A 15,138-nucleotide genomic window follows, 5' to 3' on the forward strand; every position below is an offset into this window, starting at 1 on the left:
CATTCAACCCGGTGCGGATTGCGGTATGCTAAGGCTACTCTCATATCGGCCCGGTCAGCACACCATGAAACAAGTTACCTTTGCTCCTCGCAACCACCAGCTCACCAACACCCGCACCTGGACCCCCGACAGCCAGTGGCTGGTGTTCGACGTCCGCCCGTCCGGTGCGTCGTTCACCGGCGAGACCATTGAGCGAGTGAACGTAAACAGCGGCGCGGTGGAGACCATTTATCGTGCCACGCAAGGCGCGCACGTCGGCGTGGTGACCGTGCATCCAACCCAGGAGCGCTACGTGTTCATTCACGGCCCCGAGCGGCCGGATGCGCAATGGCAGTATGATTTTCATCACCGTCGCGGGGTGGTGGCCTTTCAGGATACCGTCGAGAATCTGGACGCCATGGACATCACTGCCCCTTACACCCCCGGGGCGCTGCGCGGCGGCAGCCACGTCCATGTCTATAGCCCCAACGGCCAACTGGTCAGTTTTACCTACAACGATCATGTGTTGCATGAGCGCGACCCGGCGTTGGATCTGCGCAACGTCGGCGTGGCGGCGCCGTATGGGCCGGTGACGCCGACGGGCCACCATCCGCGCGAATACGGCGGCAGCCACTGGTGCGTGCTGGTGAGCCGCACGACGCCGACTCCCGCGCCGGGCAGCGATGAGATTAATCGCGCCTATGAAGAGGGCTGGGTCGGGAACCATGCGCTGGCGTTTATTGGCGATACGCTGGCGGAAAACGGCGACAAAGTCCCGGAGCTGTTTATTGTCGAGCTGCCGCAGGATGAAGCCGGCTGGAAGCAGCCCGGCGGGGCGCCGCTGGCGGGCACCGCAAGCACGATGCCGGCGCCGCCGGCGGGCGTCAGTCAGCGTCGTTTGACCTTCACCCACCATCGCCGCTACCCGGGGCTGGTGAACGTTCCGCGCCACTGGGTGCGCGCCAATCCGCAGGCGACGGCGATAGCCTTTCTGATGCGCGACGACGCCGGCGTAGTGCAGCTATGGCTTATTTCCCCGCGGGGGGGCGAGCCGCGGCAGTTGACGCATCACGCGTCGGGTATCCAGTCGGCGTTTAACTGGCATCCGTCGGGAGAGTGGCTGGGCTTTGTACTGGAGGGGCGGATTGCCTGCTGTCATGCCGGCACAGGCGATATCACCTTTTTAACCGAGGCGCATGCTCATGCGCCCTCGGCGGACGCGATCGTCTTTTCGCCAGACGGTAAACAGATTGCCTGGATGGAGGAGGTGGACGGTTATCGTCAGCTGTGGGTTACGCAGACCGGGCGATAACTTACTGGGCAGGCATCGGCGCTGGCGGGATCACCGAGTTGGTCGCCAGCGTGGCCTTCTCGCTCTTTTCGACCCGAGATTTGATTGAGCTGTCGGTGCGGAACATATCCCACGGCAGCAGCAGGGTATCCATGACGGCGGTGAACGGCATGTCCAGCGCCACCAGCGATTTCACACCCCAGTTGGTATTGCTGTCCCCCAGCGTTTGCGCACTGGATCGCGTGCCCGGATAGGTTCCCTCTTTGCCACCGGTATGTGACATTACGCTGGAGCAACCGCTCAGGCTTATTATCCCGCTGAACAGGACCAGCTTTAACAGTCGTCTGCTTTTCATTGTTCTTCCATCGTCGTTTCGGGCGTTGAGATAACCTTGTTGGGTTATATCGGGCCATCCCGTGAATGCATAGCGTTATTGCGCCGCACTGTGGCGGGCATCGCACTTTGCTTTTTGTGCTCCTCCCCCCAGTCTAAGCAATCATCGGCAAACTGCAAAAAAAAACGCCCCGAATCCCTTGAAAAGGACGGGGAGAAACCCATTTTATAGGTGTAACCCGCTGAGAATACGCCTGAGGGGTATTCCGGATTACCGCGGCCTGTCCACGATGGAAGGTCATTTGATTCTCGCTGATTTTCAGGAGCTATTTATTATGCGTAACTTCGATCTCTCCCCGCTTTATCGTTCAGCCATTGGTTTCGACCGCCTGTTTAACCTGCTGGAAAACAATCAAAGCCAGAGCAATGGCGGCTACCCTCCGTATAACGTCGAGCTGGTAGACGAAAACCACTATCGCATCGCCATCGCGGTGGCCGGCTTTGCTGAAAGCGAACTGGAGATCACCGCCCAGGACAATCTGCTGATCGTCAAAGGCGCCCACGCTGCCGAGCAGAAAGAGCGGACCTACCTGTATCAGGGGATCGCCGAGCGCAACTTCGAGCGCAAATTCCAGCTAGCGGAAAACATTCATGTCCGCGGCGCCAACCTGGTAAACGGTCTGCTTTATATCGATCTGGAACGGGTGATCCCGGAAGCGAACAAGCCGCGCCGTATCGAAATCAACTAATTGTCTCTCTCAGGCCGCAAGGCGGCCTGATGTAACAACCTGCTCGCCGTCAGGGAGCAGATGCGAATTCACGCAATTCGCAGACATTCACTCGCTTCTTAGAAGGAGAAAACAGTATGCGTAACTACGATTTATCCCCCCTGCTGCGTCAATGGATCGGTTTTGACAAACTGGCCAGCGCCCTGCAAACCGCCGGTGAAAGCCAGAGCTTCCCGCCCTATAACATCGAAAAAAGCGACGATAACCACTACCGCATCACCCTTGCGCTGGCCGGTTTCCGTCAGGAAGATCTGGATATTCAACTGGAAGGCACCCGTCTGGTGGTAAAAGGCACGCCGCAGCAGCCGGAAAAAGAGACCACCTGGCTACACCAGGGGTTGGTGAGCCAGGCCTTCAGCCTGAGCTTCACCCTCGCTGACAACATGGAGGTCTCTGGCGCGACCTTCACCAACGGTCTGCTGCATATCGATCTGACCCGCAATGAGCCTGAGCAGATCGCCCCGCAGCGTATCGCCATCAGCGAACGACCAGCGTTAAATAGTTAATTAAGCGAATAACTTATAAGGCCCCGATTTTCGGGGCTTTTTTGTGCCTGTCTGTTTGCTGGTATTGTGCGCCAGGCAGCATACAACCCGCCTGGCCGCGGTCATAATCCCTGTTAATAATAATGTTATTCACAGGGACGGTACCATGAGTGAGATAGCATTGACGGTCAGCGTACTGGCGCTGGTGGCGGTGGTTGGGTTGTGGATCGGCAATGTCAAAATCCGCGGCGTTGGCTTTGGTATTGGCGGCGTGTTATTTGGCGGCATTATCGTCGGTCACTTTGTCGATCAGGCGGGCGTCGCCCTCAGCAGCCCGATGCTGCATTTTATTCAGGAATTCGGCTTGATCCTGTTTGTCTACACCATCGGTATCCAGGTGGGACCGGGCTTTTTCGCCTCGCTGCGGGTCTCAGGCCTGCGGCTCAATTTGTTCGCTATCCTGATCGTGATTCTCGGCGGCCTGGTCACCGCGGTGCTGCATAAGCTGTTCAATATTCCTCTCCCGGTGGTGCTTGGCATCTTCTCCGGCGCGGTGACCAACACGCCGGCGCTGGGGGCCGGGCAGCAAATCCTGCGCGATCTCGGGGTGCCGTTCGAGGTGGTCGATCAGATGGGGATGAGCTACGCGATGGCGTATCCGTTCGGCATCTGCGGCATTCTGCTGACCATGTGGCTGGTACGCCTGTTCTTTCGCATCAATGTCGAGAAAGAGGCCCAGCAGTTTGAGGAGAGCAGCGGCAACGGCCATGCCCATTTGCACACCATCAACGTGCGGGTGGAGAACCCCAACCTCCACCAGATGGCGATTCAGGATGTGCCGATGCTCAACAGCGACAATATCGTCTGTTCGCGGCTGAAGCGCGGTGAGCTGCTGATGGTGCCTGCGCCGGGAACCCTTATCCAGGCCGGCGATCTGCTGCACCTGGTGGGGCGGCCGGAGGATCTGCACAATGCGCAACTGGTGATCGGCCAGGAGGTGGCCACCTCGCTGTCAACGCGCGGCACCGACCTGAAGGTGGAGCGGGTGGTGGTGACTAACGAGAAAGTGCTGGGGAAGAAAATACGCGATCTGCACGTCAAACAGCGCTATGACGTGGTGATCTCCCGGCTTAATCGCGCAGGCGTCGAACTGGTGGCCAGCAGCAGCGCCAGCCTGCAGTTTGGCGATATCCTCAACCTGGTCGGCCGTCCGGAGGCGATTGACGCCGTGGCCGCCGAGCTGGGTAACGCCCAGCAGAAGCTGCAGCAGGTTCAGATGCTGCCGGTATTTATCGGCATCGGCCTCGGGGTACTGCTGGGTTCTATCCCGTTGTTTATTCCCGGCTTCCCCGCCGCCCTGAAGCTGGGGCTGGCCGGAGGGCCGCTGATTATGGCGCTGATCCTCGGGCGTATCGGTAGCATCGGCAAGCTGTACTGGTTTATGCCGCCGAGCGCCAACCTGGCGCTGCGCGAGCTGGGGATCGTGCTGTTTCTGGCGGTGGTCGGGCTAAAATCGGGGGGCGACTTTGTGGCGACCCTGACCCAGGGCGATGGCCTGAGCTGGATCGCTTACGGCATTTTCATCACCGCCATCCCGCTGCTGACGGTAGGCATTCTCGCGCGCATGCTGGCGAACATGAACTATCTGACGCTGTGCGGCATGCTGGCCGGCTCGATGACCGACCCGCCGGCGCTGGCCTTCGCCAACAATCTGCACGCCACCAGCGGCGCGGCGGCGCTCTCTTACGCTACCGTCTATCCGCTGGTGATGTTTCTGCGGATTATCACCCCGCAGCTACTCGCCGTGCTGTTCTGGGGGCTGAGCTAGCGGGCTTTGGGCCTGGACGCGGCGCAGGTGATAGTCCACCTGATACTCGCTGGCGTTGCGGAACATGACCGAATAGTTAAGAAATTCGCCGCTGTCGCTGTAGGAAAGGGAGGTAATACGCAGCAGCGGCGTCTGCTCCGGGACGTTCATTGAGCGCGCCAGCTGCTTGTCCGCCAGCACCGGCGTCAGGGTCTCATAGTTCCCGCTGATGATGATCCCGCACTCCTTCTCAATATAATCAAATTTCGACCCTTCCAGATGGCTCAGCGACAGGTTGCGGAACAGCTTCACCGGCATATAGCTATCCTCCAGCATCAGTGGCTTGCCGTCGACGAAGCGCACCCGCCGTGAGAAGTAGATCCGTTCATCAATTTTAATCCGCAGCAGGCTGGCGATGGCCGGCGGGGCAGGCATCACTTCGAAGGCCAGCACCTGGCTCACCACCTCTTTACCCTGCTTGCGCAGCACTTCCGCCAGGCCGGTGAGATTGCTGGTTTCATGATGGACGTCTTTGCGCGCCACGTAGGTCCCCGAGCCGTGACGACGGACCACCAGCCCCCAGTCCACCAGCAGGTCGATGGCTTTGCGGATGGTCATGCGCGCCACCCCGAACTCCTCGGCCAGTTTTTTCTCTCCCGGCAGCGGGCTGCCGATGGCGAAGTCGGCAGAATTCAGCCGTAGCCGCAGGCGGTCAGCAATGGATTTGTAGATCACCAGTAGTCCTCTTGTACAGGAAAGGGCGAGGTTATTTTCTTCACCTGTTAGCAAAAAATAGGTTTTAAGACAGACAATTATTATCCATTCATTAGATCGATTACATCCTTTAGCTTATCGATGTCTAACTTTTGTTATAGAAGTAGACAACTTTGGCCAAATTAAAACCATGAAAGCGATCACGAATCGCAACGGCGCGGCATGTTGTCGGACGGGCAAATTCCTATTCTCGAGTGAGGCCGGTAACTAAGAAAAAGAAGGCCATTCACCCTACGAGTTGTTATATGAGGATTTCCCAATGCTCAGTCAAATACAACGCTTTGGCGGCGCCATGTTTACCCCGGTTTTATTGTTTCCTTTCGCCGGGATCGTGGTCGGTATCGCCATTATGTTGCGCAACCCGATGTTCGTCGGCGAAGCGCTGACCGCACCCGACAGCCTGTTTGCACAGATCGTTCACATCATCGAAGAGGGCGGTTGGACCGTCTTTCGTAATATGCCGCTGATTTTCGCCGTCGGCCTGCCGATTGGCCTGGCGAAGCAGGCCCAGGGCCGGGCCTGTCTGGCGGTACTGGTGAGCTTTCTCACCTGGAACTACTTTATCAATGCCATGGGGATGACCTGGGGCCACTTCTTCGGCGTCGACTTTTCCGTTGAACCCACGGCCGGCAGCGGCCTGACGATGATTGCCGGTATTAAAACCCTCGACACCAGCATTATCGGGGCGATCGTCATCTCCGGCCTGGTGACGGCCCTGCATAATCGCTATTTCGATAAACCCCTGCCGGTGTTCCTCGGCATCTTCCAGGGCTCATCGTTTGTGGTCATTGTCGCCTTCCTCGCGATGATCCCCTGCGCCTGGCTGACGCTGCTCGGCTGGCCAAAAGTCCAGCTGGGTATTGAATCGCTACAGGCCTTCCTGCGCTCTGCCGGCGCGCTTGGGGTGTGGGTTTACATCTTCCTTGAGCGCATTCTGATCCCCACCGGCCTGCACCACTTCGTCTATGGCCCGTTCATCTTTGGCCCGGCGGTGGTGGAGGGGGGACTACAGGTCTACTGGGCAGAGCATCTGCAGGCGTTCAGTCAGAGTACGGAACCGCTGAAGACGCTGTTCCCGGAGGGCGGCTTTGCCCTGCACGGTAACTCGAAAGTGTTTGGTTCGGTGGGCATTGCGCTGGCGCTCTACTTCACCGCCGCGCCGGAAAATCGCGTCAAGGTTGCCGGCCTGCTGATCCCCGCCACGTTGACCGCGATGCTGGTCGGGATCACCGAGCCGCTGGAGTTCACCTTCCTGTTCATCTCGCCGCTGCTGTTCGCCGTCCACGCAGTGCTGGCGGCGTCCATGGCGACGGTAATGTACATCTGCGGGGTGGTGGGCAATTTCGGCGGCGGCCTGCTCGACCAGTTCTTGCCGCAAAACTGGATCCCAATGTTTCATCACCACGCCTCGATGATGTTCATTCAGATAGGTATTGGTCTCTGTTTCACCGCTCTCTACTTCGTGGTCTTCCGCACCCTGATCCTGCGTCTGAACCTGAAGACGCCGGGCCGGGAAGAGAGTGAAATCAAGCTCTACAGCAAGGCCGACTATCAGGCAGCGCGCGGTAAAACCACGGCGGCGGCCGTGCCAGAGACCCGGCTGGGCCAGGCCGCTGGCTTCCTGCAGGCCCTCGGCGGCGCCGGCAACATTGAAAGTATCAACAACTGCGCCACCCGACTGCGCATCGCGCTGGTCGATATGACGAAAACGCAAAGTGACGACGTCTTTAAAGCGCTGGGCGCCCACGGGGTAGTTCGCCGCGGCAACGGGATTCAGGTCATCGTCGGCCTGCACGTTCCCCAGGTGCGCGACCAGCTGGAAAACCTGATGAAAGATTCTCTTTCGACCGAACATACCACCATGACGGAGGCAGTATCATGAAAAAATTCTCAGTTGTTATCGCAGGCGGCGGCAGCACCTTCACTCCGGGCATTGTCCTGATGCTGCTGGCAAACCAGGATCGTTTTCCGCTGCGGTCGCTGAAATTTTACGACAACGACGGTGCGCGCCAGGAGACCATCGCCGAGGCGTGCAAAGTGATCCTCAAAGAGCAGGCGCCGGAGATTGAATTCAGCTATACCACCGATCCGCAGGCGGCGTTTACCGATGTTGATTTCGTCATGGCGCATATCCGCGTCGGGAAATATCCGATGCGTGAACAGGATGAGAAAATCCCGCTGCGCCACGGCGTGCTGGGCCAGGAGACCTGCGGACCGGGCGGGATCGCCTACGGTATGCGCTCTATCGGCGGCGTGCTGGAGCTGGTGGATTATATGGAAAAATATTCGCCGAATGCCTGGATGCTCAACTACTCCAACCCGGCGGCGATTGTGGCGGAAGCCACCCGCCGTCTGCGGCCAAACGCCAAAATCCTCAACATCTGCGATATGCCAATCGGTATCGAAGGGCGGATGGCGCAGATTGTTGGCCTCAAAGACCGTAAACAGATGCGCGTGCGCTACTACGGCCTCAACCACTTCGGCTGGTGGACCTCGATTGAGGACCTCGACGGCAATGATTTGATGCCGAAACTGCGCGAATATGTGGCGAAATACGGCTATGTGCCGCCTTCTAACGACCCGCACACCGAGGCCAGCTGGAACGACACTTTTGCCAAAGCGAAAGATGTGCAGGCGCTGGATCCGCAGACCATGCCGAATACCTATCTGAAATATTACCTGTTCCCGGACTACGTGGTGGCCCACTCCAACCCGGAACGCACCCGCGCCAATGAGGTGATGGATCATCGCGAGAAAAACGTCTTCAGCGCCTGCCGGGCGATTATTGCCGCCGGGAAATCCTCCGCTGGCGATTTGGAAATTGACGAACACGCGTCGTATATCGTCGATCTGGCGACGGCCATCGCCTTTAACACCCAGGAAAGGATGCTGCTGATTGTGCCGAACAACGGCGCGATCCATAACTTTGACGCTGACGCGATGGTGGAAATTCCTTGCCTGGTGGGTCACAACGGGCCGGAGCCGCTGACGGTCGGCGACATCCCGCACTTCCAGAAAGGGATGATGAGCCAGCAGGTGGCGGTGGAAAAACTGGTGGTCGATGCCTGGGAACAGCGCTCTTACCACAAGCTGTGGCAGGCGATTACCCTGTCGAAAACCGTGCCGAGCGCCTCGGTGGCAAAAGCGATCCTCGACGACCTGATTGCCGCCAACAAAGATTACTGGCCGGAGCTGCATTAATCCCCGCCGTTGACCGGCGCCCTGCGGGGCGCCGGTTCTTCTCCCCGGTTCCTGATTTACGCTATGCTGAAGCCTGCTGCGCGATGAACAAGGAACCGTCATGAAAATCTCCCGCCTCGGCGAAGCGCCGGATTACCGCTTTTCGCTGGCTAACGAACGTACCTTTCTGGCATGGATCCGCACTGCGCTCGGTTTTCTCGCCGCTGGCGTCGGTCTTGACCAGCTGGCGCCAGACTTTGCCACGCCGCTGATCCGTGAAATTCTCGCCCTGCTGCTGTGCCTGTTTGCCGGCGGCATGGCCATCTATGGCTATCTGCGCTGGCTGAATAACGAGAAGGCGATGCGCCTGAAGCAGGATCTCCCCTATACCCGGACGCTGCTGGTGATTAGCATCCTGCTGCTGGCGGTGGTGGTCGCGGTGATGCTGCTGGTGCTGTATGGCGGATAAACGCCGGGCGCGGCGGGAAAGCGACCCGGGACTACAGCCAGAGCGTACCTCGCTGGCCTGGTTTCGCACCCTGTTGGGCTATGGCGCGCTGATGGCGCTGGCGATTAAGCACAGCTGGCACCGCGCCGGACTGCCTTTCTGGCTATCGATCGGCGTGCTGACGATAGTGGCGGTGATACTCTGGGGCTATACCCGCCGTCGTCATCTGATGGACATCGACGACAGCGATTTTTTACAGCCGCGGGCGGTTCGTGACAAATTTTTGATCGCACTCGCAGTACTTTCTTTGGCATTCCTGTTTGCTGTTACTCACCTTCAACAGATCGTTTTATTCATTAGGGATATGTCATGACAGGATGTCCGGCGAATTTGCCTCTTACTCATGCCCCCGGCCAGCACCATGACACTCCCTTTCAGGCTGTCGTTGTGGAGGCGCATCATTGCCATCAACCGCAGGCGTTCTATGCGCAGCTGCGTCAACAGGGACTCACGGCTATCCATTTTATTCCGCAGCTGGGGACCGGCGACGCCGCGCTTTGGGGTGAGTTTCTCTGCGCAGTCTTTCACCGCTGGGTGCGGGAAGATATTGGCCGTATCAATATTTTGCTGTTTAGCGAGACGCTGAGCGCCTGGTGCGGCGAGTTGATAACGCAGGCGGGGGCGCTGGCGGCCAACAGCGCCTGCTACGGCTGTCCGTGGCTACGCCTGTGCCGCTGCGGCGAACAGGAAGACCCGCTGTGCGCGGGTTACCGGCAGTTTTACGATCTCAGCGGGCCCTATATGCGGGTGATGCGGGACCTGCGCCGACAGCAGCGGCCGCCAGAGGCGTTGATGCCGCTGCTGCGCTGAAGATTAGCGCCCCTTCGCCAGATACTGCGCCATCTCCTCTTCCGGCACCATTCCGCCGCCGGTGGCCCACACCAGGTGGGTCGCCTGCTGCAGCTGTTGCTCACTCAGCCCCTGCAGCTGATGGTACGCTTTGCTGGCACAGACGCGCTGCGGCCCGGCCATTCCGGCCAGCGCGGAGGGTTCAAGGCGGATATTTTCCGCTGTCGCCAGCCAGCCCAGCATGTCATACATCGTCTGGTCATCAAGGGTATAGAACCCGTCGAGCAGGCGCTCCATTGCCCGGCCAACGAAGCCGGACGCCCGGCCGACCGCCAGACCGTCGGCGGCGGTCAGATTATCAATGCCTAAATCCTGCACCGCTATCTGGTCATGAAGCCCGGTATAGACGCCGAGCAGCATGCAGGGGGAGTGGGTCGGTTCGGCGAACAGGCAGTGAACGTGGTCGCCAAAGGCCAGCTTGAGGCCAAACGCCACGCCGCCAGGGCCGCCGCCGACGCCGCACGGCAGGTAGACGAACAGCGGATGGTCGGTATCGACCACCCGTCCGGCTTTGGCGAACTGCGCCTTCAGGCGCTCGCCGGCCACGGCATAGCCGAGGAACAGCGTGCGCGAATTTTCATCGTCGATGAAAAAGCAGTTTGGGTCGGATTCCGCCGCCTTGCGCCCCTGTTCGACCGCCACGCCGTAGTCCTCTTCATACTCCACCACCGTCACGCCGTGGCTGCGCAGTTTGGCCTTTTTCCACGCCCGGGCGTCTGCGGACATATGCACGGTAACCTTAAAGCCGATGCGGGCGCTCATGATGCCGATCGACATCCCGAGGTTGCCGGTGGAGCCGACGGCGATGCTGTACTGGCTGAAGAACTGTTTAAACTCCGGCGTCAGCAATTTGCGATAATCGTCTGCGGTAGTCAGCAGTCCGGCTTCCAATGCCAGCTTTTCCGCATGGGTCAGCACTTCATAAATGCCGCCGCGCGCTTTGATCGAGCCGGAGATCGGCAGATGGCTGTCTTTTTTCAGCAGCAGTTCGCCGCCAATCGGCTGGCCGAATTTTTGCTCAAGGCGGTGCTTCATTGCCGGAATGGCGACTACTTCCGATTCGATAATCCCACCGCTGGCGGCCGTTTCCGGGAAGGCTTCCGCCAGATAGGGCGCGAAGCGCTGCAGGCGGGCATGGGCGCCCTGCACGTCGTCGGCGGTCAGGCCGACGTAAGGCAATCCCTCCGCCAGAGAGGTGGTGGCGGGGTTAAACCAGGTGGTTTCTTTCAGGGCGATCAGATCCTGCACAAGCGGGAAGGTCGCGGTTAAGTTGGTCAATTCAGCGTGTTTCATCATACGTCTCTTTGCGCTCAGATAATGAAAGAAAGCAGGAAGGTGGCGGCCAGTGCAAGTAGCGACGCGATAAAAGTCGCCGTCGTGTAGTACTTGAACGTTTCACTGAGGCTGGCGCCGCAGTACTGTTTTACCAGCCAGAACAGGGAATCGGTGACGATCGTGCAGCCAATGGCGCCGGAACAGATGGCAATGGCGATGATCTCCGGGCTGACGCCGGGATAAAGCGGCAGCATCGGGGCAACGATGGCGGTAGCGCCCATCATCGCCACGGTGGCGGAGCCAACGGCGGCGTGCAGGATAAGCGCCACCAGCCAGGCCAGCAAAATCGGATGCATGTCGAGGTTCGACAGAATCACCGCCAGGCTATCGGCCAGGCCGCTGGATTTTAAAATCGCGTTGAATGCGCCGCCTGCGCCGATAATCAGCAGGATGTTGGCGATAGACCCAAAGCCGTTTTCCGTATGGGTCAGCAGGACGCCCATCCCCATCTGCCGACGAATGCCGAGCATGTAATAGGCGACAAAGACGGCGATAAACATCGCGGTGATGGGGTTGCCGATAAATTCCAGCACCGTATACAGCGTGCCGCCTTTCTCCATGTTCAGTTCGGCGACGGTTTTCACCAGCATCAGGCCAATCGGCAGCAGTACGGTAAACAGCGTGGCGCCGAGTGACGGCAACGTCGACGCCTCGCGGACCTCAAGGTTGGCAAATTCGACCGGAACCGGTTTGTACGGCAGGCGGTTGCCTAACGCTCTGAGAAACAGCGGACCGCCAACCAGCGAGGCGATCAGACCGACCAGCAGGCCATAAACAATCACTGTGCCGATATCGGCGCCCAGTTTGTTCGCGACAAACAGGGCCGCCGGATGCGGGGGGACCACGCAGTGCACCGCCATCAGCGCGGTACACAGCGGAATAGCCAGCTTCAGTAGCGAGGTATTGGTTTTTTTGGCGATGGAGAAGGCCAGGGGGATCAGCAGGACCACGCCGACTTCGACAAACAACGTGATGCCGCAGATCAGGCCGACCAGCACCATAATCACGTCCGCCGACAGCCAGCGGCAGCGCTGCAGCGTCAGGCCGATGCGCTCCGCCGCGCCGGAGACCTCCATCATCTTCCCGAGAATGGTGCCGAGACCGATCACCGCCGCAAGGAAGCCCAGCGTACCGCCGATGCCGCTCTCAATAGCGTTGACCATCTCCAGCGGGCCCATCCCCATCATCGCGCCGACGAAAAAGCTCGCCAGCAGCAGCGCCAGAAATGGATGAAACTTCAGTTTGACGATCGTTAAGACGATTAACACGATGCTGATCAGCAGCGTGCTCACAACCCAGACTTGCGAACCCATATTCCACCTCGCCTGTGAATAATCTGGCCTTATTGAAGCGAGAATCGTCATGGGCTGACAAACGATAAAAATGGGCTTTAGGGTGAGGAGAATTGAATCAAATGGGTGATTTAGCTCAAAAACAGACCATTAAATATGCTATGGGTCAAATTAACTCACCCTTTTGCGGCAAAACCGGCGTGATTTTTTTATCATCAACAGCCACTGTATTTGCCAGGAGCGCGTGATGGATGTGCTAAAAACCTTAGGTACCCGGTTGCTGAACGGCTGGCAGCTCTCCAGGCTGTCGACCTTTGAGGTGGCGGCGCGGCACGAGTCGTTTGCCCTGGCCGCCGACGAGCTGGCGCTCACGCCTGGCGCCGTCAGCCACCGGATTAATCAACTTGAAGAGGAGCTGGGGATCCTGCTCTTTGTCCGCTCGCATCGCAAAGTTGAGCTGACGCGTGAAGGTAAGCGGGTCTACTGGGCGCTGAAGTCGTCGCTGGATGGTCTCAATCAGGAGATCCTCGATATCAAAAACCAGGAGCTCTCCGGCAGTCTGACGGTCTACTCGCGGCCCTCTATCGCCCAGTGCTGGCTGGTGCCGGCCCTGGGTGACTTTACCCGCCGTTACCCGGCCATTTCCCTCACCGTGCTGACCGGCAATGAGAACGTTAACCTGCAGCGGACGGGCATCGATCTGGCGATCTATTTTGATGATGCGCCGTCGTCGCAGCTGAGTCACCATTTTCTGATGGATGAGGCGATCGTGCCGGTATGTACGCCGAATTACGCGCAACAGCGGCAGTTAATGTCGAATCCGGGCAATCTGCGCCACTGTACGTTGCTCCACGACCGCCAGGCATGGAGCAACGATTCCGGCACCGACGAGTGGTATAGCTGGGCGCAGCAGTTTGCGGTGGAACTGCCGCCATCGTCGGGTATTGGCTTCGATCGTTCCGATTTAGCGACGATTGCGGCGATGAATAATGTCGGGGTGGCGATGGGGCGTAAGCGGCTGGTGCAGAAGCGGCTGGAGAGTGGGGAGTTGATCGCCCCGTTTGGCGATATGACGCTGAAATGCCACCAGCACTACTATGTAACCACCCTGCCGGGTCGCCAGTGGCCGAAAATCGACGCCTTTATCGAGTGGCTGCACAGCCTGACATAAGACAAAAGCAGCCACCGGGAGGTAGCCCGGATAAGGCGTCAGCCGCTATCCGGGGCACGGCCGCCGCGCTTAGACCGGCTGCTGATGGTGGGTAAAGCGCGAGGCCAGCGGCAGCCAGCACAGCAGAATCAACAGACCCATCAGCATCATCAGCAGACCGAGACTGCCCTGACCGTTTTGCGGCATCATCGCCGACAGCCAGGCCAGTACGCCGGAGCCGATATTCTGCAAGCCGCCAACCAGCGCCCCGGCGGTACCGGCGAGGAACGGGAATGGCTCCATCGCGCCGCTGGTGGCCAGCGGGAACAGCATGCCGGCGCCGAAGAAGAACAGCGCCGCCGGCACCAGCAGGGTCCAGACGGTCATGACGCCCAGCAGCCCCGGGATCCACATCATCAGACCCGCCAGCAGGCAGCAGATAACCGATTGCCACATCAGGGTCGGGAAACGCTTGTTGGGGCGGCCGGCAAACCAGGCGCCGAAGAAGGCCGCCGGGATCGGCAGAATAAACAGAATACTCACCGCCATGCTGCTCAGGCCGAGCACCGCGCCCATCAGTACGCCGGAACAGGCTTCGAATACCGCAATCCCCGCCAGGCCGCCGATCAGCATCAGCAGATAGCAGTTAAACGCGCCAGTGCCGAACAGCGTTTTGTAGCTGGCCAGAAGTTTGGTGCGCGGCGCGCCCTCCGGGCGCGTTTCCGGCATCCATTTCGCCATGCTGAAGGTCACCCCGGCGCACAGAACCAGCAGGAAAGCGTAACAGGCGCGCCAGCTCCACAGGGTGTCGAGGATGCCGCCGAGCAACGGGGCAATCAGCGGGCTGACCAGAATACCCATATTTAACAGGCTATTGGCATGACGCAGCTGGGCGCCTTCGTACAGATCGCGGGGCAGGGTGCGTGCCATCACGCCGCCGACGCCGGTGCCCATCCCTTGCATGGCGCTGGCGGCGATCAGCACCGGCAGGCTATGGGTGGTCATGGCGACCAGCGTCGCCAGCATAAAAATCGACATCCCGACGAGGATCACCGGGCGGCGACCGATGCGGTCGGAGAGCGGGCCGTAAAACAGCTGTGAAATACCGTAGGTCAGCAGGTAGGCCGCCATCACGCTTTGTACCGCCCCTTCGCGAACGTTCAGCGCGACCGCCATGTCAGCGATGGCCGGAATATATATGGTCTGCGCCATCTGGCCAACGGCCACCAGCAGTACCAGCATCAACAACAAATTGAAGTTTTTATGCCGTTTCATGTCGATGAATACTTTGTGAGTAAAGAGAAATGAAGAATATGTGACTGGCACATCCCGTAATCGATGGAGGAATCTACCATATAAAAATGACA

15 protein-coding genes and 1 other annotated feature are annotated in these 15,138 nt (G+C 59.2%); of the genes, 10 read left to right on the plus strand and 5 right to left on the minus strand.

Annotated features, from left to right (window positions below):
- The first annotated feature begins 64 nt into the window (after window positions 1–64).
- On the plus strand, window positions 65–1,291 hold the full coding sequence (locus KHQ24_RS20865) for a DUF3748 domain-containing protein (RefSeq protein WP_156234700.1): 1,227 nt from the start codon (window positions 65–67) through the stop codon (window positions 1,289–1,291).
- 1 nt (window position 1,292) lies between these two features.
- Here KHQ24_RS20865 and KHQ24_RS20870 read toward each other — a convergent pair whose 3' ends face one another.
- A complete protein-coding gene (locus KHQ24_RS20870) occupies window positions 1,293–1,625 on the minus strand; it encodes a YceK/YidQ family lipoprotein (protein ID WP_004202272.1) in 333 nt (110 codons plus the stop codon).
- A gap of 244 nt (window positions 1,626–1,869) precedes the next feature.
- Window positions 1,870–1,945 (plus strand) — a sequence feature (ROSE (Repression Of Heat Shock gene Expression) occurs in the 5'-region of heat shock genes and acts as an RNA thermometer to modulate expression.).
- Here KHQ24_RS20870 and ibpA point away from each other — a divergent pair.
- The 3 genes from ibpA to KHQ24_RS20885 all read left to right on the plus strand — a co-directional run bounded on the left by ibpA (window position 1,939) and on the right by KHQ24_RS20885 (window position 4,704).
- On the plus strand, window positions 1,939–2,352 hold the full coding sequence (gene ibpA / locus KHQ24_RS20875; protein ID WP_004151523.1) for a small heat shock chaperone IbpA: 414 nt from the start codon (window positions 1,939–1,941) through the stop codon (window positions 2,350–2,352). Its footprint overlaps the feature before it by 7 nt.
- A 116-nt stretch (window positions 2,353–2,468) precedes the next feature.
- Complete coding sequence (gene ibpB / locus KHQ24_RS20880; protein WP_004145074.1) at window positions 2,469–2,897, plus strand: small heat shock chaperone IbpB; 429 nt, start codon at window positions 2,469–2,471, stop codon at window positions 2,895–2,897.
- A 145-nt stretch (window positions 2,898–3,042) separates the two neighbouring features.
- Window positions 3,043–4,704, plus strand: a complete 1,662-nt coding sequence (locus tag KHQ24_RS20885; protein ID WP_004202271.1) for a putative transporter — start codon at window positions 3,043–3,045, stop codon at window positions 4,702–4,704.
- Here KHQ24_RS20885 and KHQ24_RS20890 read toward each other — a convergent pair.
- The gene (locus tag KHQ24_RS20890; protein WP_049116813.1) at window positions 4,672–5,418 is read right to left on the minus strand and encodes a GntR family transcriptional regulator; all 747 of its coding nucleotides are present in this window, start codon (window positions 5,416–5,418) and stop codon (window positions 4,672–4,674) included. The genes KHQ24_RS20885 and KHQ24_RS20890 overlap by 33 nt on opposite strands.
- A 298-nt stretch (window positions 5,419–5,716) precedes the next feature.
- Between KHQ24_RS20890 and KHQ24_RS20895 the strand changes: the two genes are divergently transcribed.
- The 5 genes from KHQ24_RS20895 to KHQ24_RS20915 all read left to right on the plus strand — a co-directional run bounded on the left by KHQ24_RS20895 (window position 5,717) and on the right by KHQ24_RS20915 (window position 9,955).
- Window positions 5,717–7,339 (plus strand): alpha-glucoside-specific PTS transporter subunit IIBC, encoded by a 1,623-nt coding sequence (locus tag KHQ24_RS20895; protein ID WP_048293933.1) that lies wholly within the window; start codon window positions 5,717–5,719, stop codon window positions 7,337–7,339.
- On the plus strand, window positions 7,336–8,658 hold the full coding sequence (locus tag KHQ24_RS20900; protein WP_017899668.1) for a 6-phospho-alpha-glucosidase: 1,323 nt from the start codon (window positions 7,336–7,338) through the stop codon (window positions 8,656–8,658). The genes KHQ24_RS20895 and KHQ24_RS20900 overlap by 4 nt, the downstream gene beginning before the upstream one ends.
- Before the next feature lie 100 nt (window positions 8,659–8,758).
- Window positions 8,759–9,106, plus strand: a complete 348-nt coding sequence (locus KHQ24_RS20905; RefSeq protein ID WP_004202264.1) for a YidH family protein — start codon at window positions 8,759–8,761, stop codon at window positions 9,104–9,106.
- A complete protein-coding gene (locus tag KHQ24_RS20910) occupies window positions 9,096–9,458 on the plus strand; it encodes a DUF202 domain-containing protein (RefSeq protein WP_004202261.1) in 363 nt (120 codons plus the stop codon). The genes KHQ24_RS20905 and KHQ24_RS20910 overlap by 11 nt, the downstream gene beginning before the upstream one ends.
- A 74-nt stretch (window positions 9,459–9,532) precedes the next feature.
- Entirely contained in the window at window positions 9,533–9,955 is a 423-nt protein-coding gene (locus KHQ24_RS20915) for a regulator (RefSeq protein ID WP_085846785.1), read from the plus strand.
- A 3-nt stretch (window positions 9,956–9,958) separates the two neighbouring features.
- Here KHQ24_RS20915 and dsdA read toward each other — a convergent pair whose 3' ends face one another.
- Window positions 9,959–11,287, minus strand: a complete 1,329-nt coding sequence (gene dsdA, locus KHQ24_RS20920) for a D-serine ammonia-lyase (protein WP_065697420.1) — start codon at window positions 11,285–11,287, stop codon at window positions 9,959–9,961.
- A gap of 17 nt (window positions 11,288–11,304) precedes the next feature.
- A complete protein-coding gene (gene dsdX, locus KHQ24_RS20925) occupies window positions 11,305–12,642 on the minus strand; it encodes a D-serine transporter DsdX (protein ID WP_211777444.1) in 1,338 nt (445 codons plus the stop codon).
- A 226-nt stretch (window positions 12,643–12,868) separates the two neighbouring features.
- Between dsdX and dsdC the strand changes: the two genes are divergently transcribed.
- Entirely contained in the window at window positions 12,869–13,792 is a 924-nt protein-coding gene (gene dsdC / locus KHQ24_RS20930; RefSeq protein WP_064187995.1) for a DNA-binding transcriptional regulator DsdC, read from the plus strand.
- Window positions 13,793–13,861: 69 nt separating this feature from the next.
- Here the strand turns inward: dsdC and emrD are convergent, their stop codons facing one another.
- Window positions 13,862–15,046, minus strand: coding sequence for a multidrug efflux MFS transporter EmrD (gene emrD, locus KHQ24_RS20935; protein WP_004202254.1), 1,185 nt, complete (start codon window positions 15,044–15,046; stop codon window positions 13,862–13,864).
- Window positions 15,047–15,138 lie beyond the last annotated feature (92 nt).

This window comes from Klebsiella sp. 54, from assembly GCF_018223875.1.
GTDB lineage: Bacteria > Pseudomonadota > Gammaproteobacteria > Enterobacterales > Enterobacteriaceae > Klebsiella > Klebsiella quasipneumoniae.

What these genes read in the sequence shown, in the direction of transcription:
- KHQ24_RS20865 (WP_156234700.1), top strand. Translation starts at nt 65, where the DNA reads ATGAAACAAGTTACCTTTGCTCCTCGCAACCACCAGCTCACCAACACC.
- KHQ24_RS20870 (WP_004202272.1), bottom strand. Translation starts at nt 1,625, where the DNA reads ATGAAAAGCAGACGACTGTTAAAGCTGGTCCTGTTCAGCGGGATAATA.
- ibpA (WP_004151523.1), top strand. Translation starts at nt 1,939, where the DNA reads ATGCGTAACTTCGATCTCTCCCCGCTTTATCGTTCAGCCATTGGTTTC.
- ibpB (WP_004145074.1), top strand. Translation starts at nt 2,469, where the DNA reads ATGCGTAACTACGATTTATCCCCCCTGCTGCGTCAATGGATCGGTTTT.
- KHQ24_RS20885 (WP_004202271.1), top strand. Translation starts at nt 3,043, where the DNA reads ATGAGTGAGATAGCATTGACGGTCAGCGTACTGGCGCTGGTGGCGGTG.
- KHQ24_RS20895 (WP_048293933.1), top strand. Translation starts at nt 5,717, where the DNA reads ATGCTCAGTCAAATACAACGCTTTGGCGGCGCCATGTTTACCCCGGTT.
- KHQ24_RS20900 (WP_017899668.1), top strand. Translation starts at nt 7,336, where the DNA reads ATGAAAAAATTCTCAGTTGTTATCGCAGGCGGCGGCAGCACCTTCACT.
- KHQ24_RS20905 (WP_004202264.1), top strand. Translation starts at nt 8,759, where the DNA reads ATGAAAATCTCCCGCCTCGGCGAAGCGCCGGATTACCGCTTTTCGCTG.
- KHQ24_RS20910 (WP_004202261.1), top strand. Translation starts at nt 9,096, where the DNA reads ATGGCGGATAAACGCCGGGCGCGGCGGGAAAGCGACCCGGGACTACAG.
- dsdA (WP_065697420.1), bottom strand. Translation starts at nt 11,287, where the DNA reads ATGAAACACGCTGAATTGACCAACTTAACCGCGACCTTCCCGCTTGTG.
- dsdX (WP_211777444.1), bottom strand. Translation starts at nt 12,642, where the DNA reads ATGGGTTCGCAAGTCTGGGTTGTGAGCACGCTGCTGATCAGCATCGTG.
- dsdC (WP_064187995.1), top strand. Translation starts at nt 12,869, where the DNA reads ATGGATGTGCTAAAAACCTTAGGTACCCGGTTGCTGAACGGCTGGCAG.
- emrD (WP_004202254.1), bottom strand. Translation starts at nt 15,046, where the DNA reads ATGAAACGGCATAAAAACTTCAATTTGTTGTTGATGCTGGTACTGCTG.